17 protein-coding genes and 1 tRNA gene are annotated in these 18,427 nt (G+C 68.9%); 9 read left to right on the top strand and 9 right to left on the bottom strand.

Annotated elements, in window-relative coordinates; all coding sequences use genetic code 11:
* The first annotated feature begins 166 nt into the window (after positions 1-166).
* The 4 genes from ACSMXR_RS12805 to ACSMXR_RS12790 all read left to right on the top strand — a co-directional run bounded on the left by ACSMXR_RS12805 (position 167) and on the right by ACSMXR_RS12790 (position 4,530).
* Positions 167-601: a hypothetical protein gene (locus tag ACSMXR_RS12805; RefSeq protein ID WP_473171899.1), complete on the top strand. Its 435-nt coding sequence runs from the start codon at positions 167-169 to the stop codon at positions 599-601.
* Between the two features lie 17 nt (positions 602-618).
* The gene (locus ACSMXR_RS12800; protein WP_473171898.1) at positions 619-3,000 is read left to right on the top strand and encodes a hypothetical protein; all 2,382 of its coding nucleotides are present in this window, start codon (positions 619-621) and stop codon (positions 2,998-3,000) included.
* A gap of 35 nt (positions 3,001-3,035) precedes the next feature.
* Complete coding sequence (locus ACSMXR_RS12795; RefSeq protein ID WP_473171897.1) at positions 3,036-3,704, top strand: hypothetical protein; 669 nt, start codon at positions 3,036-3,038, stop codon at positions 3,702-3,704.
* 64 nt (positions 3,705-3,768) lie between these two features.
* Positions 3,769-4,530, top strand: coding sequence for a hypothetical protein (locus ACSMXR_RS12790; RefSeq protein ID WP_473171896.1), 762 nt, complete (start codon positions 3,769-3,771; stop codon positions 4,528-4,530).
* Positions 4,531-4,611: 81 nt separating this feature from the next.
* On the opposite strand, the gene ACSMXR_RS12785 is transcribed toward ACSMXR_RS12790, so the two are convergent.
* A tRNA-Cys gene (locus tag ACSMXR_RS12785) sits at positions 4,612-4,686 on the bottom strand.
* A 201-nt stretch (positions 4,687-4,887) separates the two neighbouring features.
* On the opposite strand from ACSMXR_RS12785, the gene ACSMXR_RS12780 reads away from it, so the two are divergent.
* The 4 genes from ACSMXR_RS12780 to ACSMXR_RS12765 all read left to right on the top strand — a co-directional run bounded on the left by ACSMXR_RS12780 (position 4,888) and on the right by ACSMXR_RS12765 (position 10,525).
* Positions 4,888-6,399 (top strand): MFS transporter, encoded by a 1,512-nt coding sequence (locus ACSMXR_RS12780; protein WP_218526266.1) that lies wholly within the window; start codon positions 4,888-4,890, stop codon positions 6,397-6,399.
* 197 nt (positions 6,400-6,596) lie between these two features.
* The gene (locus ACSMXR_RS12775) at positions 6,597-8,381 is read left to right on the top strand and encodes a DEAD/DEAH box helicase (RefSeq protein WP_098024290.1); all 1,785 of its coding nucleotides are present in this window, start codon (positions 6,597-6,599) and stop codon (positions 8,379-8,381) included.
* Between the two features lie 578 nt (positions 8,382-8,959).
* The gene (locus ACSMXR_RS12770) at positions 8,960-9,604 is read left to right on the top strand and encodes an IclR family transcriptional regulator (RefSeq protein WP_030087587.1); all 645 of its coding nucleotides are present in this window, start codon (positions 8,960-8,962) and stop codon (positions 9,602-9,604) included.
* A gap of 132 nt (positions 9,605-9,736) precedes the next feature.
* Positions 9,737-10,525, top strand: coding sequence for a S16 family serine protease (locus ACSMXR_RS12765; RefSeq protein WP_381908508.1), 789 nt, complete (start codon positions 9,737-9,739; stop codon positions 10,523-10,525).
* Here the strand turns inward: ACSMXR_RS12765 and ACSMXR_RS12760 are convergent.
* The 8 genes from ACSMXR_RS12760 to ACSMXR_RS12725 form a co-directional block, all read right to left on the bottom strand.
* Positions 10,485-11,849: an MFS transporter gene (locus tag ACSMXR_RS12760; protein WP_473171895.1), complete on the bottom strand. Its 1,365-nt coding sequence runs from the start codon at positions 11,847-11,849 to the stop codon at positions 10,485-10,487. The genes ACSMXR_RS12765 and ACSMXR_RS12760 overlap by 41 nt on opposite strands.
* A 24-nt stretch (positions 11,850-11,873) precedes the next feature.
* Positions 11,874-12,080, bottom strand: coding sequence for a hypothetical protein (locus ACSMXR_RS12755; protein WP_473171894.1), 207 nt, complete (start codon positions 12,078-12,080; stop codon positions 11,874-11,876).
* A 64-nt stretch (positions 12,081-12,144) separates the two neighbouring features.
* Positions 12,145-12,780 carry a winged helix-turn-helix domain-containing protein gene (locus tag ACSMXR_RS12750; protein WP_364890869.1) on the bottom strand — a complete coding sequence of 212 codons (636 nt, stop codon included), beginning with the start codon at positions 12,778-12,780 and terminating at the stop codon, positions 12,145-12,147.
* Between the two features lie 76 nt (positions 12,781-12,856).
* Complete coding sequence (locus ACSMXR_RS12745) at positions 12,857-13,780, bottom strand: glycine betaine ABC transporter substrate-binding protein (RefSeq protein ID WP_364890924.1); 924 nt, start codon at positions 13,778-13,780, stop codon at positions 12,857-12,859.
* A 53-nt stretch (positions 13,781-13,833) separates the two neighbouring features.
* Positions 13,834-14,703, bottom strand: coding sequence for an ABC transporter permease (locus ACSMXR_RS12740; RefSeq protein ID WP_103511597.1), 870 nt, complete (start codon positions 14,701-14,703; stop codon positions 13,834-13,836).
* Entirely contained in the window at positions 14,700-15,968 is a 1,269-nt protein-coding gene (locus ACSMXR_RS12735) for a betaine/proline/choline family ABC transporter ATP-binding protein (protein ID WP_364890866.1), read from the bottom strand. Before ACSMXR_RS12735 ends, ACSMXR_RS12740 begins: the two co-directional genes overlap by 4 nt.
* Positions 15,961-16,608 (bottom strand): ABC transporter permease, encoded by a 648-nt coding sequence (locus tag ACSMXR_RS12730; RefSeq protein WP_030087600.1) that lies wholly within the window; start codon positions 16,606-16,608, stop codon positions 15,961-15,963. The genes ACSMXR_RS12735 and ACSMXR_RS12730 overlap by 8 nt, the downstream gene beginning before the upstream one ends.
* Before the next feature lie 53 nt (positions 16,609-16,661).
* On the bottom strand, positions 16,662-17,141 hold the full coding sequence (locus tag ACSMXR_RS12725; RefSeq protein ID WP_103511595.1) for an Lrp/AsnC family transcriptional regulator: 480 nt from the start codon (positions 17,139-17,141) through the stop codon (positions 16,662-16,664).
* A gap of 122 nt (positions 17,142-17,263) precedes the next feature.
* Here ACSMXR_RS12725 and hppD point away from each other — a divergent pair, with 122 nt between their 5' ends.
* Complete coding sequence (gene hppD / locus ACSMXR_RS12720; RefSeq protein ID WP_137233693.1) at positions 17,264-18,409, top strand: 4-hydroxyphenylpyruvate dioxygenase; 1,146 nt, start codon at positions 17,264-17,266, stop codon at positions 18,407-18,409.
* Positions 18,410-18,427: the final 18 nt, after the last annotated feature.

Genomic DNA, 18,427 nt, shown 5'->3' with positions numbered 1-18,427 from the left:
AGGCTAGCGAGTCGCGTTCGTGCGCTACTTTTCGGTGTTCCGCGGCAGGGTGCAGAGATGTCTTGTTTGATGCCACTCCGTGATTTCCGGCGGCTAGTGTTGGTGCCTTGAGTCAGTAAATCTGTCCAAGGCCTCGGCCGCTTGAGTAGACCATCACGGGGAATCCATGACGTTTGATGCGGAATGGGCGGGACTTCGTACGGAATCGACCCAGAGGGTTGATATGCGTCTCAACGGCGTACCTGCCGAACCAGGAACTCCGAAAGGCCCGTCACAGGCTGACCTTGCCGTCAACGATGACGACCTGGGCGCGATCGGGCATGACGCGTACGAACTGCGCACGCGGCTGTCGAAGGACGGCGATCATGCCCGGCCCACGACCTTCGACGCGGCCATCGCGCTCACCAATGGCAACTTCGTGAGCGGATCCGGGCTGCTGAAGGTTCACGACCGTTGGCAGACGCACCTCAAGACGCTCCTCGATGCCTGCGCGCAGATCTCGAACCACCTCGACTACTCCAAGGCCGCCCATCACAATGACGACGTTCAGATCGTCGGCGACCTGCTCAGCGTGTCGAAGCTCAACGAGTATCTGAAGTAAGTCACGGGGGAGTTGGCGTGTTGAAGTACGAGGACATCATCGACGCACCACTCGGCAAGCTGAAGGAGGCTGCCGACGACTGGTCGGAGATGGTCACCAAGCTGCAGCGCCTGGCCGAGGTGGCCAATGACGGCATGAAGGTCAAGGCGGACAAGGCCGAGTGGGACGGCGTGAACGCCGGCGTCACCAAAGGGTTCATCGGCAAGACCGCCAAGGAATTCAAAGACGCGGTCGCCGAGGCCAAAGGCGTGAAGCTCGTTCTGGAGGACGCGCACACCGCCTTCAAGAAGGCCAAGGACGACCTGGTGAACATCCGCGACGTCGAAGGGCGCGCGGCGGGTATCCACGTGGACGCCAAGGGCAAGGTCACGCCGCGGCGGCCGCTGGAGGAAAACGTGGCTGCGCGGCACGATCCCGACTACCCCGAAGCGCTACGCAAGCAGAAGGAAGCCATCGACAGCTGGCAGAAGAAGATCGACCTGATCGTCGACAACTGCAACGACACCGACGTCGCCTTCAAGAACGCGCTTGAGGCCAACGTCACCGAGGGCAGGGATTTCAGCAGCCCGAAGTACAAGAACCTGGACCAGGAAGAAGCTGCCCGCGCCGCAGACCTCGCGCGCAAGGGGCGCGACCTGACACATGCCCAGCTGCAGGCGCTCAACGAGCTGCTGCGTGACAACGCCAATTCGACTGAGTTCGCCACTGGCTTCTACGAGAAGCTCGGTCCGGAGAAGTCGCTCGCGTTCTTCGGTCAGCTCGCCACGGATACGCACGAGGGCATGAAGGTTGATGAGGAGCGGCTCAAGGACGTCCAGGCGCTCCAGAAGAATATGGGCCTCAGCCTGGCCACGGCCTCGCACGACAGGGCGTTCACCGCGGAGTGGGGCCCGGAGCTCCGCAAGATGGGCACCCAGCAGATCCCGTTGTCCAAGTACGACAACGGCGGCGGCCCGTACGGCTATCAACTGCTCGGCGGCATCATGCGCTACGGGAACTACGACGCGAAGTTCCTCAACCCGATCGCCGAGCACGTGGCGCAGCTGCATCAGAAGGATCCCTACCGGTTCGCCGGCAACAAGCAGGTGAACGGCTTCCTGGACAACCCGTTCAACCCCTCGGGGAAGAACGGGTCCGGCTATGACCCGGCCACCGCCATGCTGGAGGCGCTGGGGAACAGCCCCGACGCGGCAAAGAAGTTCTTCACCGATGAACCGACGTCCTACAACGAGGACGGCACGGTCAACCGAGGTGCCACGGCAGACCTCGGCAAAATGGATGTCGAGACCAGCGAAGAGGGCCCCGACAAGAAGAAAGAGGTGGCCATCGATAACTACCTCGACTTCTTCGGAAATGAGAAGTGGGAGTCTTTTCCGGACTCCAACTCCACCGATCCGGAAAAATTGGCTCCCACCCTCCAGTACATGCCGGACGCGCTGGGGCATGCCCTGGAGGCGGCGACTCTGGGCTACCCGGCAGGCGAGCCGGATCCGCGTGCGCAACGGGACGCCGACAACGCCGCGATCATGCAGAAGGTCATGGAGAAGTACGGGTCGGACGCCGGCTTGCTCAAGCACCAGGAGGGCTTGGCGGACAGCATGGGCGTCATGGGTGCGGGATATATCGACGACATCAACTGGGCTCTGGATAAGAACGACTCGGAAAGCGTCTTCGCCCCCGGTGAGAAGCAGAAGGGACGTCTCGATTTCGTAGGCACCGCAGATCACAACGGCCGCGGCATCACCCGGGAATTCCTCAGCTCACTTGGCCAGCACCCGGATGCCTACGCGACCATCTCGGCTGCCGAGGAGGTCTACACCCGCAGCGTGCTGGAAGCGCAGGTAGGCCCGGACGGAAAGATCGATCAAGCTGGGGCGCGGGCCGCAGTGCAAACAGGGTCCGAGGTACAAGGCATGCTCGACCAATCTCGGGCGGACCAGGTCCAGGCGACGAACCTCAAAACGCACGAGGACTACGAGAAGGCGGTGGCCGCGCGGGCGGGCTGGGTCGAATTCGGGGCCGTGGCCGGCGTGGCGGCGGGTGTCGCCTTCTTGCCAGCGACGGCAGCTGTGGGTACCGCCGCCGTCCTTATCCCATTGGCAACCGACACTGCCAGTGGCGCTCTAGAGCAAGTCATCGGACAGGTGATCGGTGACGTCTCCGACAACTCGGTGGATGGGCACAAGGAGAAGGTCGAAGAACTCAATGAGGATGAGAGGAAGAAGGTGTACAGGGCCGGTGAGAGTCTGGCCGAGTCGCCTATGGAGGAGTTCAGGCGTAAGCATGGTGTGAGTATTAAAAGTGATCTCGGACAGGACCTCAAGGAATCTATGAGGGTCGGCTATTCCACCGGTAATGCCCGCGAGGAACAGCAGGGAAATGACTCGGAGACCGGCTGAGAACGGTGCCGGGCGATGAGCAGAAGGATTCAGATGTGAGCAGTCGCAAGGCGGTACGTGATGGACTCGTCGCCGTAGCGGTGGCCGGCGCGTTGGCTTTCGGAGCTGTCGGCTGCAGCACAGGGGACGAGGTCCCGAAGGGCGACGACAAGTCCGTGGCGGGGACACGGCTCTGCGGTGGCACTGCTGTTTCCGCCGAGGCGGCCTCATCGTTGAGAACAATCACGAGGTCTTCCCGGTTCGAGCAGTCGGACGAAAAGTCCACCGTCGCGTACGCGGCGAATTCATTGATCCGAGAGTTCACCTCGTCCCTCACCACTGACGGGGACATCTGCCAGGTGTTCGCGATCGGCGCGGCCCTGAGCGATCGGCTGGAGGTGACCTGGGAGCTGACCGACGGCCGGCCGGTGCGTGACCTTGCTTCGAAGTTCACGGTGCTCCGGATGGGGGAGCGCGCTCTGACTGCCGTGGACGCCGGCTCCGTCCAATTCGCCTGCCGAAGCGAGAAGTTGCCGGGATCACAACCGGCTCACATCGATATCAATGTGGAGCGCTGGTCGCCCGAGGACCCCGAGGGTGATCCGGAGAAGTTGAAGGATGCCTACGCGACCGTCGCCCATTCCTTCGCCCTCGCCATGGCGAAGGAACTGGGCTGCGAGAACGACGGAGGGCTGGAGGCCCGGCCGGTACTCGACCCCGTGTGACGTACGGCGCGGTGGCGAGCGGTACGGCCGGTACCGTAACCGTTGACCAGGGGGAGGTGCCGGCGTGATATCCGAGCCGGAGTTGGTGGGGGAGGACGGGCCGGGCTCGTCCCCGGACGTGGTGAGCGGGTTCGATCGGGAGCCTGCGGCCGGGCGGCGGCGAGGGCCGGGGGTGCTCTGGGGTGTGGGCGGCGCGCTGGTGGCCTCCGTGGTGTGGGCGACGGCGGTGTTCGCGTACGGGATCGGTGGCGACCGGAAGCCGGACCTGCACGGCTACCGCGTGGAGTCCGACTCCTGTGCCGCGATAGAGGTGAAGGCGCTCGCCGAGGTGGTGGGGGCGACGGAGCCCGAGGCGGCGGCGACCGAACTGGACGGCATCGAGCATCCGGCCCTCCACCGCATCCGGTGCACCGTCATCCTCACCCCGCCGGACGCCGCTGCGCAGGGCGGCAAGGACGGGGCGAAGTGGACCACGACCTACCAGGCGTCCGTCACGGCCGAGCTGCACAAGGAGACCGACCCGCGACCCGAATTCGAGGCGAGCAGCACGCTGACGGAGATCGACGGCGTTGCGGTGGCGCAGGTCGAGCGGGTGCCGGACCTCGGGGACCTGGCTCATCTGCTGGTCATGGAGGACAACGTGATGCAGCTGAAGGTGGTGGAGGGCGGTGCCGTCGTGACGCTCTCCCTGACCGCCTGGACGAACTTCGACCTGGATGACGAGGAGGAGGTGCCGGATGTGCAGCCGGAACCCGAGCTGCTCGCGTACCGGGCTGACCTGATCACCGATATGCGCGAGGTGATGAAGGCGCTGAAGACGGGCTGAGTGTCAGTGGCCGGCCGACCGGTCGTTGTACGAGCGGAAGTGGCCGCCCCCGACACACAAGGGGCGGCCACTTCCGCGGTGTGGAGACCGTGACCGGAATCGAACCGGTGTAACTCGAGTTGCAGTCGAGCCCCTGAGCCTCTCGGGCACACGGTCGGGAGTAACGCTGGATGCGCTGTTCCTTTGCTGTCCATGACGCTACGGGCCCCCGCCCCCCGCCTCAAGGAATCCGGCCCGCCCGCAACGCGACTGCCATACGCCGTTCATACCCGGGGCCCGAGGCCTACGACCAAGGGCCGAGCCCGGGACCGTACATCGACAGGGTTCAAACCGGTCCATGCCCCTTACGCTGAGGCCATGACCGCCCTCGAACCGCGCGACGGCACCGATGCCGCCCGCCTCACGCCGCCCGCGACCGACGATCACTCCCCGGACCCGTTGTCCGACGTGCCCCTCGCGGCCGTCGAAGGGGTCCTCGGGCGCACCTACCGGGCGCTGAGCATCGGCATCGTCTCCGTGGTGTTCCTCATCGCGTTCGAGGCCACGGCGGTCGGCACGGCCATGCCGGTGGCCGCCCGCGAGCTGAACGGCATCCCGCTGTACGCGTTCGCCTTCTCCGCGTACTTCACCACCAGCCTCTTCGCCATGGTCCTCTCCGGGCAGTGGGCCGACCGGCGCGGGCCGCTCCAGCCGCTCGCCACCGGGATCACCGCGTTCGGCGCCGGTCTGCTGCTCTCCGGGGCGGCCTCCAGCATGTGGATCTTCATCGCCGGGCGGGCGGTCCAGGGCCTCGGCGGCGGGCTGGTGATCGTCGCCCTGTACGTCGTCATCGGGCGGGCCTACCCCGAGCGCATCCGGCCCGCGATCCTGGCCGCCTTCGCCGCGAGCTGGGTGATTCCGTCCGTCGTCGGGCCGCTCGCCTCCGGGACGGTGACCGAGCACCTCGGCTGGCGCTGGGTCTTCGTCGGCATTCCTGTTCTCATCGTGATTCCGCTTGCCCTGGCCCTCCCGGCGATCCGGCGGACCGCCTCCGGGCCCGCGGATCCGGCCGCCGCCACCGAGCCGTACGACCGCCGCCGGATCCGGCTGGCCCTCGGGATCTCGGCCGGGGCGGGGCTGCTCCAGTACGCGGGGCAGGAGCTGAACTGGCTCGCCCTCCTGCCGGCCGCCCTCGGCGTCGCCCTGCTGGTGCCCGCCGTCCGCGGGCTGCTGCCCGCCGGGACCGTACGGGCGGGGCGCGGGCTTCCCTCGGTGGTCCTGCTGCGCGGGGTCGCCGCCGGGTCGTTCATCGCCGCCGAGTCCTTCGTACCGCTGATGCTGGTCACCCAGCGCGGGCTGTCCCCGACGATGGCCGGGCTCTCGCTGGCCGTGGGCGGGGCGACCTGGGCGCTCGGTTCGTACGTTCAGTCCCGGCCGCGTATGGAAGCGCACCGCGAGCGGCTGATGGTCAGCGGCATGGTGCTCGTCGCCGCCTCGATCGCCGTCGCGCCCTCCGTGCTGATCGAAGGGGTCCCGGTCTGGATCGTCGCCGTCGCCTGGGCCTTCGGCTGCTTCGGGATGGGCATGGTGATCGCCTCCACCAGCGTGCTGCTGCTGAAGCTCTCGGCCCCGGAGGAGGCGGGCTCCAACTCCGCCGCGCTCCAGATCTCCGACGGTCTCTCCAACGTGCTGCTGCTGGCCATGGGCGGTGCCGCCTTCGCGGCCCTCGGCGGCAAGGCCCTGGGCGCGGCCGCGCACGGGGTGGTGGAGGCGGGCGCCTCCGGCTCGCACCCGGGCGCGTTCGCTGCCGTGTTCCTGCCGATGGCGGGGGTGGCGCTGGTGGGGGTGTGGGTGGCGACGAGGGTCGTCGTCGGGACACGGGAGAAGTGATCTTCCCCGGCGTGCCGGACCTGGTCGTCGACGCGATGTGAGCACCGTCTCGTCGGACCTCGGCGCGGCTCGTCCGTACCGGGTTTCCACCGGGCCCCCGGTAAGGTGGCCCGGTTGTCGTATCGCGGGCCGGGACGTACGGGCCCGGTCCGGTGCCGGCAGCGACCCACGTACCCGAGAGCCCCGAACCGGAGACCGTGACTACTACCACCGCCTCCCACCACCTCTCACCCGCCTTTCCCGGCCGGGCCCCCTGGGGCACCGCCGGCAAGCTGCGAGCCTGGCAGCAGGGCGCCATGGAGAGGTACGTCCAGGAGCAGCCGCGCGACTTCCTCGCCGTCGCGACGCCCGGCGCCGGCAAGACCACGTTCGCGCTGACGCTCGCGTCGTGGCTGCTGCACCACCATGTCGTCCAGCAGATCACCGTCGTCGCCCCGACCGAGCACCTCAAGAAGCAGTGGGCGGAGGCGGCCGCCCGGATAGGGATCAAGCTCGACCCCGACTACAGCGCCGGTCCGCTCAGCAAGGAGTACCACGGGGTCGCCGTCACCTACGCGGGTGTCGGCGTCCGCCCGATGCTGCACCGCAACCGCTGTGAGCAGCGCAAGACGCTCGTGATCCTCGACGAGATCCACCACGCCGGTGACTCGAAGTCCTGGGGCGAGGCCTGCCAGGAGGCGTTCGACCCGGCGACCCGGCGGCTCGCGCTGACCGGTACGCCGTTCCGGTCGGACACCAACCCGATCCCGTTCGTCGCGTACGAGGAGGGCAACGACGGCATCCGCCGCTCCTCCGCCGACTACACCTACGGCTACGGCAACGCGCTCGCCGACGGCGTCGTCCGCCCGGTCATCTTCCTCAGCTACAGCGGCAACATGCGCTGGCGCACCAAGGCCGGTGACGAGATCGCCGCCCGGCTCGGCGAGCCGATGACCAAGGACGCCATCGGGCAGGCCTGGCGCACCGCGCTGGCGCCCACCGGTGAGTGGATCCCCAACGTGCTCTCCGCCGCCGACAAGCGGCTCACCGAGGTCCGCAAGGGCATCCCCGACGCGGGCGGGCTCGTCATCGCGACCGACCAGGACTCGGCACGCGCGTACGCCAAGATCCTCAAGAAGGTCACCGGGGAGACGCCGACCGTCGTCCTCTCCGACGAGAAGGCCGCCTCCAAGAAGATCGACAAGTTCAGCGCGGACGAGTCGCGCTGGATGGTCGCCGTCAGGATGGTGTCCGAGGGGGTCGATGTGCCGCGGCTCGCCGTCGGCGTGTACGCGACCACCATCTCCACGCCGCTCTTCTTCGCCCAGGCCGTCGGCCGCTTCGTGCGCTCCCGCAGGCGCGGTGAGACCGCGTCCGTCTTCGTCCCGACGATCCCGATGCTCCTCGACTTCGCCAACGAGATGGAGGTCGAGCGCGACCACGTGCTCGACAAGCCGAAGAAGGGCAGCGACGAGGAGAACCCGTTCTCGGAGGAGGACAAGCTCCTCGCCGACGCGGAGAAGCTGGAGGACGAGGAGACCGAGGAGCAACTGCCCTTCGAGGCGCTGGAGTCCGACGCCGTCTTCGACCGGGTGCTGTACGACGGCGCCGAGTTCGGCATGCAGGCCCACCCCGGTTCCGAGGAGGAGCAGGACTACCTCGGCATCCCGGGGCTCCTGGAGCCGGACCAGGTCCAGCTGCTCCTCCAGAAGCGGCAGAGCCGGCAGATCGCGCACAGCCGCCAGAAGCCGGCCGAGGAGGCCGACCTCCTGGAGAAGCCGGCCGACGCCCGGCCCGTCGTCACCCACAAGCAGTTGCTCAGCCTGCGCAAGCAGCTCAACACGATGGTCTCCGCCTACACCCACCAGAGCGGCAAGCCGCACGGCGTGATCCACAACGAGCTGCGCCGGGTCTGCGGCGGCCCGCCGAGCGCGGAGGCCACGGCCCACCAGATCCAGACGCGTATCGCGAAGGTCCAGGAGTGGGCCACCCGGATGACATGATCCCGGTGGCCCGGTGGCCCGGTGGCCCGGTGGCCCGGTGGCCCGGTGGCCCGGTGGCCCGGTGGCCCGGTGGCCCGGTGGCCCGGTGGCCCGGTGGTGTTCCGGTTCTTGTCGGCCCGTGCGGAGGTTCCCTCCTCCGTGCGGGCCGACGGCTTTTCCGGGCGGACCAGCGGGCGGCATCGCGACGTTTCCGGTCGGCGGCGCCGGGAAATTTCTCCGGTGGCCGTTCACACACTGTTAACGATGGTTCACATCCATGGACGCGTTGCCCCGACCGTGTCGTGACACGTGAACGCGCGTAGATGTTCGCTTACCGGACGCCGTCCCGCTGACCGGCCCTTATGTGCGGGCCGTACCGGGGCTCCGTGTCCGGAGACCGGATTCTGGACGAGGACTTCCGCTGAGCGGACCGGCTCGCTACTGTCCCCGCCATATGAACGCCCCGTGGCAACGCCGCCGCGGAGCGCAGCCGGTGCCTTGCCAGGCCGGCGGCCTCTCCGTGCGTCGCCGCTGGGACCGGCGTCGCAACCCCGCCGGAGCAGGACCGTCGTCGCTCACCCCGAAGAGGAGAGGGCGTCGTGACAGCGGAGACTTCCCAGACGCTCGACCGAGGACTGCGCGTCCTCAAACTGCTCGCCGACACCGATCACGGACTGACCGTCACCGAGTTGTCCAACAAACTCGGTGTCAACCGGACCGTCGTCTACCGACTGCTCGCCACCCTGGAGCAGCACGCCCTGGTCCGCCGAGACCTGGGCGGCCGCGCCCGGGTCGGCCTGGGTGTGCTGCGGCTCGGCCGACAGGTGCACCCGCTCGTCCGGGAAGCCGCGCTGCCCGCGCTGCGCTCCCTGGCCGAGGACATCGGGGCCACCGCCCATCTCACCCTCGTCGACGGCAGCGACGCCCTCGCGGTCGCCGTCGTCGAGCCCACCTGGACCGACTACCACGTCGCCTACCGGGCCGGCTTCCGCCATCCGCTGGACCGGGGCGCGGCGGGCCGGGCCATCCTGTCCGCCCGTCAGACCACGGAGAACGGCCACCCCGGCTACACCCTCACCCACGGCGAACTCGAAGCCGGCGCCAGCGGGGCGGCCGCGCCCCTGGTCGGGGTCTCGGGCGTGGAGGGCAGCGTCGGCGTCGTCATGCTCGCCGACGCCGTACCGGAACGGGTCGGGCCCCGTGTGCTCGACGCCGCCCGGGAAGTGGCCGACGCGCTGCGGTAGGCGGGTGCCCGTACGCGTGCGGGGTGTGTGGTCCGGCCCCCGTACGCGTATTGGGGCGTGCGTGGTCCGGAGCGTTCCGGGCGGCGTACGCCTGGCGCGTTCCCCGTCGGGTGCGCCGGTTAGATTGGGTGCGTGCTCACTCGTCTCACGCGCCCCCGCGTTCTCGCCCTCTGCGCGCTGCCCGTCCTCGCCCTGTTCGGTACGGTCGCCCTCGCGCCGCTGCCGTTCACCCTGGCGCGGCCCGGCATGACCGCGGACGTGCTCGGCAAGGACGACGGGCGGCCGGTGATCACCATCACCGGCGCCGAGACCCGGGCCACCGACGGGCAGCTGCGGATGACGACGATCCTCGCCACCGGGCCCAAGGCGGACGTCCGTATCGGCGAGGTGATCGACGGCTGGTTCCGCACCGACCGGGCGGTCATGCCGCGCGACTCCGTCTACCCCACCGGCGGCTCCGAGAAGGAGATCGAGAAGCACAACCTCGACGACATGAAGGAGTCGCAGAACGTCGCCGTCGACGCCGCCCTCGACTACCTGGACCGCGAACCCGGTTCGATGCGGGTCGAGGTCGACCTCGGCGACATCGGCGGCCCGAGCGCCGGGCTCTTCCTCTCCCTCGGCATCATCGACAAGCTCGACGGCAACGGCTCCGGCGGCGACCTCACCGGCGGCCGCACCATCGCCGGTACGGGAACGATCAGCGCGGACGGCAAGGTCGGCGCGGTCGGCGGGGTGTCGATGAAGACACAGGCCGCCCACCGCGACGGGGCGACCGTCTTCCTCGTCCCGAAGGCCGAGTGCCGTCAGGCGGAGGCCGAGCGGCCGGACGGGCTGCGGATCGTGCCCGTCTCCACGCTCAAGGACGCGGTCGGCTCGCTCAAGGCCCTGGAGACGGGTGGGAAGGTGCCGAGCTGCTGACCTGCGGCGGCACGGACGGATCCCCGGGCTTCCCGGTCTCTCCGGACTCCCTGGCCTCCTCCGCCTCCGGCGTGCCTGGTGCGGGCCCGGACTCCGCCTCCGGCGCGTCGTCCAGCGTTCGCCAGGACGGGAACACCAGCGGGCTCAGCGTGGCCAGGAAGTAGATCCCGCCCATCACCAGCAGCGCCCCCGTCGCCCCCGCGCCCTCCACCAGCAGCCCGGCCGCGAGCCCGCCCAGCGGCATCGCGAACTCGCAGCCCGCCGTCAGCGCACCCGAGACCCGGCTGCGCAGCCGGTCCGGTACGCGCTCGTAGATCACCGTCGTCAGGATCGGGTTCAGCACGCCGCCCGCGATCCCGCCGAGCAGCATGGTCACCGCGAGCGGCAGCGTCGTCCCGGTCAGCGCGGCGACCAGGAAGCGCGGCGCACCGCACAGGATCACGCACGCCGTGAACACCGCCCGGCGCGGGAAGCGGTGCCCCACCGCCCCGTACAGCAGGGCTCCTGTCAGCCCGCCCGCCCCGAACAGCGCGGTGAGCAGCCCGATGTCGGTCGCGCCGCCCAGCTCGGCCTCGGCGTGCACGGGCAGCAGTACGGCGTACCAGCCCTGATCGAGGCCGTTCATGAACATCACCATGACCACGACCGACAGCAGCAGCCGGTTGCTCAGCAAGTGGGCGTAACCCTCGCGGAGTTCGGTGCCGTAGGCGCGTACGGAGACCGGGGCCTCGGCCTTCCGCGGCTCGGCCGCGCGGATGCCCCGTACCCCTGCGGCGACCAGCAGGGCGGACAGCCCGAACGTCGCCGCGTCCAGCAGCAGGACCGACTCCGCGCCGGCGAAGGCGATGAGGACCCCGGCGAGCGCCGCACCGACCATCCGGGCGCCGCGCGAGACCGCGTCGAAGAGGCTGGCGGCCCGGGCGAGCGTGGTGCCGGCGTGCTCGGCCAGGTCCGGGATCAGGACGTAGCGCGCGGTGTTGCCCGGGGTGTGGGCGAAGCCGTTCAGCGCCATCAGCGCGCACAGCATCCAGAAGTGGAGGACGCCGGCGAAGTGCAGCAGCGGGATCGCGGCGATGGCCAGGGCGCACACGGCGTCGGAGGCGATGGCGACCCGGCGGCGGCCGATCCGGTCGATGACCGGTCCGCCGATCAGTGCGGCGACGACGATCGGCAGGGTCGCGCAGAAGGCGACGACGCCGGCCCGGCCCGCACTTCCCGTGGTCTCCAGGACGAACCAGGGGACGCCGATCAGGGTCAGTGAAGTGCCTGCGGTGGAAATGGAGTTGGCCGCGAGCGTGGCGGCGAGCGGGGTGCGGTGCCCCATGGTTCTGTCCCCCCGAGTCGATGGTTACGCCGGATGGAAGGCGGCGGCGCGAGGCGCGTTCACGCTCGTGGTCGCCTCCCGGCTCTGGGTCGTCAGCCGCAGGCCCACCTCGACCAGGGTCCAGCCGACCCGGGTGCGCAGGCTGGTGCGGGGGAGGCGGAACTCGGCTGCTGTGGAGCGGAGTTCGGCGGACTCTGCGGCGTGCAGGAGGTGGTGGACGTCGGCGTGCATAACGGGCTTCCCTTCGGGTGGTGGGGAGTTCGGGGAGTGTGGGGACTTACGGTGTGCGGCCCGGTCATTCGGAGGGGCGCGGGAACGTGTGCAGATGGGTGCGGACGACGGCCGATCCCTCGGTGTCCTCGGGGACGACGTCGCGGTAGCTCTCCACCAGTTCGTGGAGCTTCGTGGACAGCTCCAGCGCGAGTTCCGGGGTGAGACGGATCTTGAAGTCGCTCAGGTCCCAGCTCCGCTGCCACTCCTCCGACCAGTCGCCCACCGTGCCCAGCCAGGTGTTCAGCTCCTGGGCGTGGACGGTGGCCGTCTCGTGCAGGACGAAGTCGATGGCCCCGCGCACCTCCGGGTCGGCGTGCGTCTTGAAGTCCGCGGCGTTGAACATCGAGCCGTCGTGCACCGACCGCCACCAGCGCTCGCGGCCCTTGCCCAGCTCCGGGGCGTCCTCGACCATGCCGCTCTCCGCCAGCTGGCGCAGGTGGTAGCTGGTCGCTCCGCTGGACTCGCCCAGCCGCTCGCCGAGCTTGGAGGCGGTGGCCGGGCCGAACTCCCGCAGTGTGTTCAGTAGTCGGAGCCGTAGGGGGTGCGCTACCGCGCGCAGCGTGCGGGCGTCGACGTTGTGGATCCTCCGGTCGGTGCCGTCGTGGCGGTAGGGGCCAGGGGCGTTCTCGCGCTGAGAGGCGTTCTCGTTCTCCGTCATGCTTCGACAGTAGAGATGCAAAGAGTCCTTTGCAAGACTTTTTTGCAACGAGGTCTTTGCAACGATTCTTTGTAACTCAGCCCTCCTCGATGAACCCCTCCGCCACCAGCCAGTCCTTCGCCACCTCGTGCGGGTCCTCGCCGTCCACGTCCACCTTGGCGTTCAGCGTCTGCGCGACCTCGGTCGTCAGCTTCTTCGCGAGCGGGTCCAGCAGCTCCGCGATCACCGGGTACTTCTCGAAGGTGGCCTCGTGGACGACGGGGGAGGCGTTGTAGTTGGGGAAGAAGTTCTTGTCGTCCTCCAGGACGTCCAGGTTCATCGCCTTGATGCGCCCGTCGGTGGTGAACACCTCGCCCAGCAGGCAGGAGCTGGACTCGGAGACCTGGGTGTAGATGATTCCGGCGTCCATCTTCTGGATGTTGCCCGCCGGGATCTTCATCCCGTACTTCTTCTCCATGCCGGGTAGTCCGTCGTCGCGCGAGGCGAACTCGTTCTCCACGCAGATCGTCACCGCGCCCGGGTCCTTCTTCGCGAGGGCCGCCACGTCCGAGAGGGTCTTGAGCTTGTACTTGGCGTTGTTCTTCTTGCTGATGGCCAGCGCGTACGTGTTGTCGAGCGGGGCCGGCGGCAGCCAGATCACCCCGTTGCCCTTGTCCTCGTCCCGTACCGCCTCGTACTGCTTCTTCGGGTCGACGATCGGGTCCGCGTGGCCCAGGAAGGTGATCCAGCCGGTGCCGGTGTAGTCCCACTGCGCGTCGGCGTCGCCGTTGATGATGGCCTCGCGGGCGCTGATCGAACCCGGCAGGTTCGTCCGGTCCAGGACCTCCGCCCCGGCCGCCTTGAACACCAGGCCGGTCATCTGGCCCAGGATGATGTTCTCGCTGAAGTTCTTCGAGGTCACCGTCAGCGTGGCGCCCTTGAGCGGCTCGCCCTGCCCGACCGACCCCGGCGACACGTCGTCCACCATGGGCGAACCGCTCTTCAGCCCGCAGCCGCCCATCAGCAGCACCAGGGACGCGGCCGCCAGGACCCGGATTCCGTACGTCGTGGTCCTCACCGCTCCTCCAGCCCGCGCGGCGTCAGCGCCAGTTCGGCCAGCGAGGCCAGCCAGTCCACCAGCAGCGCCAGCACCACCGTCAGCACCGAGCCGATGATCAGCACCGGCATCCGCTGCGTCTGGATCCCCGAGGTGATCAGGTCACCGAGCCCGCCGCCCCCGCCGAACGTGGCCAGCGTCGCCGTACCGACGTTCAGGACGAGTGCCGTACGCACCCCCGCCAGGATCAGCGGCACCGCGAGCGGCAGCTCCACCTTCAGCAGGACGCCCCGCCCGGACATCCCCATCCCGCGCGCCGCCTCGATCATGTTCGGCTCGATCGCCCGCAGACCCGCCACCGTGTTGGAGAGCACCGGCAGCACCGCGTAGATCACGATGCCGATGATCGCCGTCCGGGGCCCGATGCCCAGCCAGATCACCAGCAGCGCCAGCAGACCGATCGCCGGGGTCGCCTGCCCGATGTTGGCCAGCGCCGTGAACGCCGGGGCCGCCTTGCGCAGCCGCCGCCGGGTCAGCGCGATGCCGAGCGGGATCGCGATGATCAGCACCCAGAACGTGGAGATCGCCGTCAGCCGTACGTGCTGCCACCAGCGCAGCTGTACGTTGCCGCCGGTCAGCGAGTTCTCCGCGATCGAGTCCAGGTGGATGTTGGTGATCCACACGTACGTGATGACCAGGACGACCACCAGCACCGCCGGCAGGAGCACCAGCTTCCGCCAGGTGATCCGGCGGGCCGGGGCGGCCGGAGCGGGGGAGGGGTCGCTCTCCTCGTCGTGGAACGCGTGGCCCTTGACGTCGTGCTCGCCCGGCGGCCGGGTGGGAGTGGCCGGGCCCTTGCCGGATCCCGACTGATGGCTGGGGCTCATACTCCGCCGCCACCCCCCTCCAGCTCCTGCTCCGTCTGGTGGACGCGCTGCTCCTCCAGCTCGTGCTGGTGCTCCATCGCGGTCAGCCGGTCGGCCTCCAGCAGCTCCTGCACGTTGTCCATCAGCGTCTTCATGTCGACGACCCCGATGAACTCGCCGCGCCGCCCGGTCACCGCGACCCGGCCCCCGCTGTCGGTGAGCACCGCCTCCAGCGCGTCGTGCAGCGTGGCGTCCCGGGTCACCGTGTCGTGCACCAGCTGCCCGGCCCGCGCCAGCGAACCGCGCGCCCGCATCAGGTCGCCGCGCCGCAGCCACTTGTACGGGCGGTTCTGCCGGTCCAGCATCAGCAGCTCGTTGTGCGGGCCGTTGCGCAGCTTGTTGAAGATCGTCTGGAGCGGGTCCTCGACCGTCACCGTCGGGAAGTCCGCGATGCCCACATCCCGTACGCGGGTGAGGTTCAGCCGCTTGAGGGCCGCGCCCGCGCCGACGAAACCGGAGACGAAGTCGTCCGTCGGGTTGGTGAGGATCGCCTCCGGGGTGTCGAACTGCGCGATGTGCGAGCGCTCCCGCAGCACCGCGATCCGGTCGCCCAGCTTGATCGCCTCGTCGAAGTCGTGGGTGACGAACACGATCGTCTTGTGCAGCTCGTGCTGGAGCCGGATCAGCTCGTCCTGGAGGTGGTCCCGGGTGATCGGGTCGACCGCCCCGAACGGCTCGTCCATCAGCAGGACGGGAGGGTCGGCGGCCAGCGCCCGTGCCACGCCCACCCGCTGCTGCTGCCCGCCGGAGAGCTGGCGCGGATAGCGGCCGTGGAACTCGCGCGGGTCCAGGCCCACCAGGTCGAGCATCTCCTCCACCCGGTCCTTCACCCGGGACTTGGACCAGCCGACCATCTTCGGGACCAGCGCGATGTTGTCCGCGACCGTCATGTGCGGGAAGAGGCCGGAGGACTGGATCGCGTAACCGATCTTGCGGCGCAGCTTCACCGGGTCGATGTCGGTGACGTCCTCGTCGCCGATCCGGATCCGGCCCGAGGTCGGCTCGATCAGCCGGTTGATCATCTTCAGGGTGGTGGACTTCCCGCAGCCGGACGGGCCGACGAAGATGACCGTCTCGCCGGCCTTGATCTCCATGGAGACGTTGTCGACGGCCGGGTTCGGGTTGCCCGGGTACTTCTTGGTGAGGTTCTCCAGCTGGATGGTGGCCCCGGAGGTGGCCTCGGCCCCTTCCTCCACGGCGACAGCGCCGGTCTCGGTCTCAGGCACGGATCCCCCTCGGGATGGTCAGCCGTCCCAGCAGGACGTACGCGGCGTCGAAGAGCAGGGCGAGGACCACGATGCCGAGCGTGCCCGCGAGGACCTGGTTGATCGCGTTGGCACTGCCCAGCGAGGCGATGCCGCGGAAGATCTCGTTGCCCAGGCCGGGCCCGGAGGCGTACGCGGCGATCGCGGCGATGCCCATCAGCATCTGGGTGGAGACCCGGATCCCGGTCAGGATCGGCGGCCAGGCGAGCGGCAGCTCCACCCGGCACAGCCGCGCCAGCCGCGACATCCCGATGCCCGTCGCCGCGTCCACCAGCGACGGATCGACGCCCCGCAGCCCGACGATGGAGTTCCGGACGATCGGCAGCAGCCCGTACAGGGTCAGGGTGATCACGGTCGGGGCGACGCCCAGGCCGACCAGCGGGATCAGCAGACCGATCGCGGCGAGGGACGGAATGGTCAGGATCGTCGCCGTGGAGGTGATCGCCAGCGAGCCGCCCCAGCCGCTGCGATAGCTCACCACCCCGATGACCACACCCAGCACGGTGGCGATGACCATGCACTGGAAGACCGCGCTGACATGCTGGAACGCGTCCGTGAGGAGCTGCTGGTGGCGGGTGTTCAGATACTCCCAGAAGCTCACACGGCGCTCCTTCGGATCGATGACCTCCCCGGGCCCTGCCGCCCGGTCGGTCCCTACGCTCGGTCGGTGTCCTCGGCCGCCTGTTCCACCAGCGGGATGATCCGCAGCGGAACCGGGTTCTCCATGACGATCGCCGTGGAGGCCCGGACAATGCCATCAAATCCGACAACCCGGTCGATCACCCGCTGAAGATCGGCGTTGGAACGGGCGACGAGCCGGCAGAACATGTCGCCGTGCCCGGTGGTGGTGTGCAGCTCCAGCACTTCCGGTACGCCGCCCAAATGGGCCCGTACGTCGGCCCCTTGGCCCTGCTTGATCTCCAGGGTGGCGAACGCGGTGACCGGATAGCCGAGCGCCGCCGGGTCCACGTCGGGGCCGAACCCCCGGATGACGCCATTCGACTGAAGGCGGTCCAGCCGCGCCTGCACGGTCCCGCGCGCCACCCCGAGCCGCCGGGATGCTTCGAGGACGCCTATGCGCGGCTCACGCGCGAGCAGCACGATGAGCCGGCCGTCCAGATGATCGATCGCCACGGTCCTGCCTCCGGTGGTCAGCCTGTACAGATAGTCCGGCCATCATGGCGTTCGGCTGGGCATATTGACCAGTGAATGCGCGAACTATTGCGCACCTTGCGATGTGGGGAGAGCCTTCGAACATGACTGAGACTCTGCACACCAGCCCCGAAACCGCAGCGCAGGCCGACCGCTTCCCGGTCAAGGGAATGGACGCGGTCGTCTTCGCCGTGGGCAACGCCAAGCAGGCCGCGCACTACTACTCGACCGCCTTCGGCATGAAACTCGTGGCCTACTCCGGACCGGAGAACGGCAGCCGCGAGACGGCGAGTTACGTCCTCACGAACGGATCGGCCCGCTTCGTCTTCACCTCCGTGATCAAGGCGTCCACCGAGTGGGGCACCTTCCTCTCCGACCATGTGGCCGCGCACGGCGACGGCGTCGTCGACCTCGCGATCGAGGTCCCGGACGCCCGGGCCGCGTACGCGTACGCCGTCGAGCACGGCGCGCGCGGCATCACCGAGCCGCACGAGGTCAAGGACGAGCACGGCACCGTCGTCCTCGCCGCCATCGCCACGTACGGCAAGACCCGCCACACGCTGGTCGAGCGCTCCGGCTACGAGGGCCCCTACCTCCCCGGCTTCGCCGCGGCGAACCCGATCGTCGAGCCGCCCGCCAAGCGCACCTTCCAGGCGATCGACCACTGCGTCGGCAACGTCGAGCTCGGCCGGATGAACGAGTGGGTCGGCTTCTACAACCAGGTCATGGGCTTCACCAACATGAAGGAGTTCGTGGGCGACGACATCGCCACCGAGTACTCCGCCCTGATGTCGAAGGTCGTCGCCGACGGCACGCTCAAGGTCAAGTTCCCGATCAACGAGCCGGCGATCGCGAAGAAGAAGTCGCAGATCGACGAGTACCTGGAGTTCTACGGCGGCGCCGGGGTCCAGCACATCGCGCTCGCCACCAACGACATCGTCTCCACGGTCCGCTCGATGCGCGCCGCCGGTGTGCAGTTCCTGGACACCCCCGACTCGTACTACGACACCCTCGGCGAGTGGGCCGGCGAGACCCGGGTGCCGGTCGAGACCCTGCGCGAGCTGAAGATCCTCGTCGACCGCGACGAGGACGGCTATCTGCTGCAGATCTTCACCAAGCCGGTCCAGGACCGGCCGACCGTCTTCTTCGAGATGATCGAGCGCCACGGCTCCATGGGCTTCGGCAAGGGCAACTTCAAGGCCCTGTTCGAGGCGATCGAGCGCGAGCAGGAGAAGCGCGGCAACCTCTGATCCGCTCGCGGACGGTGG

The sequence above is a fragment of the Streptomyces sp. DSM 106670 genome, from assembly GCF_055792845.1.
Note: the sequence above shows the minus strand (reverse complement) of the source record. Positions and strands in the feature narration are given on the sequence as shown.